The sequence below is a fragment of the Mesorhizobium hawassense genome, from assembly GCF_003289945.1.
Lineage (GTDB): Bacteria > Pseudomonadota > Alphaproteobacteria > Rhizobiales > Rhizobiaceae > Mesorhizobium > Mesorhizobium hawassense.
In genome coordinates this window covers 1-2447 of record NZ_QMBP01000053.1, presented here as the reverse complement: position 1 = coordinate 2447, position 2447 = coordinate 1, and the positions used below count along the sequence as shown (strand labels likewise).

At 57.0% G+C, this 2447-nt stretch carries 2 protein-coding genes and 1 pseudogene; 2 read left to right on the top strand and 1 reads right to left on the bottom strand.

Annotation, left to right across the window (positions count from 1 at the left end; translation table 11 throughout):
* Nucleotides 1–460: 460 nt before the first annotated feature.
* The gene (locus tag DPM33_RS36730) at nt 461–847 is read left to right on the top strand and encodes a hypothetical protein (protein ID WP_208648494.1); all 387 of its coding nucleotides are present in this window, start codon (nt 461–463) and stop codon (nt 845–847) included.
* Nucleotides 848–1269: 422 nt separating this feature from the next.
* Here the strand turns inward: DPM33_RS36730 and DPM33_RS37320 are convergent.
* Nucleotides 1270–1519 (bottom strand): annotated as a pseudogene (locus DPM33_RS37320) (IS3 family transposase); the annotation flags it as partial.
* A gap of 37 nt (nt 1520–1556) precedes the next feature.
* On the opposite strand from DPM33_RS37320, the gene DPM33_RS35560 reads away from it, so the two are divergent.
* The coding region (locus DPM33_RS35560) for a helix-turn-helix domain-containing protein (RefSeq protein ID WP_208648493.1) at nt 1557–2447 on the top strand (891 nt) is incomplete at its 3' end.

Below are 2447 nucleotides of genomic sequence, written 5' to 3'. Positions count from 1 at the left end.
TGCTTCGCGGGCGGTTCTGATACACATGAGTTCCTCTGGGGTCTTTGTATTTGTATAGACAAACACAGGTTCCAGCCTTTGAAAAGGCCCTATGACGTTGCACGCTGGTGTATATATTTTGGGATATCCCAAACTTCGAAAACTTAGATACTGTAGGTAGGCGATCGAAATCCACGGCATTGAATGCGAAAGCAAAATCAATGACTTGGGCCTATCGAGGTTTCTCTAAGAAACCGAGCGAATGCAGCGTTCGAGGTGGCAGGGAGGGGTCAAAATTGGACGCCGTTTCCCCGGCTTAATGGGGCCAATTTTGCACACGATCCACCGTACTGCCAGGCAAGTGCACCATGCTGACAGAAAGTATAGACCTGACAATTACATTGGGTAAGTTTTTTGTTTACAAGGCGATACAGCGACTTGGGACTTCCACTGTCTTTTCCCATTTTTGATTGCTCAACGGATGACGGATATGGTTGCCGGAGAACCAAATGACGTACGATTGAAGTATGCCGCCGGCCAATGGATTGTCCAAGTCATGGAAAATGGCAAAATAACTCGACATTTATTCAACGTTCAAGCTGTAGCCGAGTGCTACGCCGAGTTCCAGCGAATTAGGCTCGGGCTGGCTGGAAAGCCACCAATTAGGGAGGATGAGTGCCATAGGCGCGAAATGCCAGACTTCATCATCAACGATGTTCTTGACCTCACCGAGTGCTCTGATCGCGGTATTGTCACCACCCTAGTTGATAAACGCGGGGTTCGCCTTCGTCTCCACCTCACAGTCGTGACCTCCGCATTGCTTTGCGAACGAATTGCAAGCGCGTTGGAGCGCCGTTACGGTGAATAACAACCTAGGGCCAGACTGCTTGCGTGGATCGACAATATCCGTGATCACGCTATGCGACGCCTTCTCAACTATTCTTGGCCCACGGCGGACCCTGATTCCGCCTTACCGGCGCTATCAGACACGCAAATGGAGATCGTCAAGTCGCCGGCGTCGGTGGTAGGTTGAAATTGCAGCGCGTACCGGCGCTTGCTTAGTCTGGTCGTCCAGAGGCTGAACGTCGCTGCCGATGTTTCTCGCCGTATCCTAAGCCTTCAAGCACAGGCAGAACCGCACGAGCGATTAAGCGGCTGCTCTCGTTTTTTCGGCAAACAAGCCATAGCGGTAGATTGTGATTAGGATGGAGCGGGATTTGAGAAAGATCGTCGCGAATGCTGGTGACAGATTCCGACGACTGGCCTGCTGCCGTTTTTTCGGGCACGAGATTAAGCTAACATAGCTTGTTCCTCGAACTCCATGGGGCTGAGAGTCCAGTGTGGAGTGCCTCCGCCGAGGATTGTAGAAGCGTTCGATGTAGTCGAACACATCCGCCCTGGTGGCATCTCTCGTCCTAGCGATGAGAAGAAGCTCTCCATCGCAGCAATCCCAGACATTGCCCGACCGGCTCATCGAACACTTAATGCCGTGATCGGTCACCAGGCGCTGGAACTGCTTGCTCATGTATTGGGCGGATTCAAGCGGTCGTCGCAACACCTGAACGAAGGAGGTTGCGATGGGCATTGGAAAGCGACGATCACACCGTTCTGGACGGGCGCCGTTGCCGTCACCGGGACGTCCGCCAGTGGCGGGGCGATCTGAACTCCAGCGATTCTGGTTGGGGATAGCGCAGGGGCTGACCAGCGAAGATGCTGCGCTGGCGGCTGGTATGTCGCAGCCTGTTGGAACCAGATTGTTCCGACAGGCGGGCGGCATGGCACCAGCGATGTTCAGATCTTCCACCAAGCCGCCGTCAGAGCGATACCTTGCGTTTGCGGAACGTGAGGAGATCGCACTTCTTCGCGTTCAGGGCCTTTCGAGACGCGAGATCGGACGCCGACTTGGCCGATCCGCCTCGACCATCTCCCGTGAGCTACGACGCAATGCCGCGACGCGCAGCGGCGGGCTGGAATATCGTGCATCGACGGCCCAATGGCACGCCGACCGATCGGCCCGTCGGCCCAAACCGACCAAGCTTGCGCTCAACACTACCTTGCGCACTTATGTGGAGCAGCGACTGGCCGGCGTCGTCAGGTCCCCAAGTGGCGCCGCCGTTCCTGGTCCGGCCGTTCGGTGGAAGGGCCGCCGGCACGGTCCGCGAAAGGATCGGCGATGGGCCAGGGCCTGGAGCCCGGAGCAGATCGCCCGACGCTTGCCGATCGACTTCCCGGACGACAAGACGATGCGCATCAGCCACGAAGCCATCTATCAAGCTCTCTTCGTTCAGGGTCGGGGAGCGCTACGCCGCGAACTGTCGGCCTGCTTGCGAACGGGGCGCGTGCTGCGGGTCCCCAGGGCCCGCGTACGCAGTCGAGGTAAGAGCTTTGTCTTGCCGGAGATCATGATCAGTCAACGCCCCGCCGAAGCGGCCGATCGCGCGGTGCCGGGTCACTGGGAAGGAGACCTC

Bases quoted from the DNA above. Each gene is read 5' to 3' on its own strand.
- DPM33_RS36730 (WP_208648494.1), top strand. From the start codon at position 461: ATGACGGATATGGTTGCCGGAGAACCAAATGACGTACGATTGAAGTAT.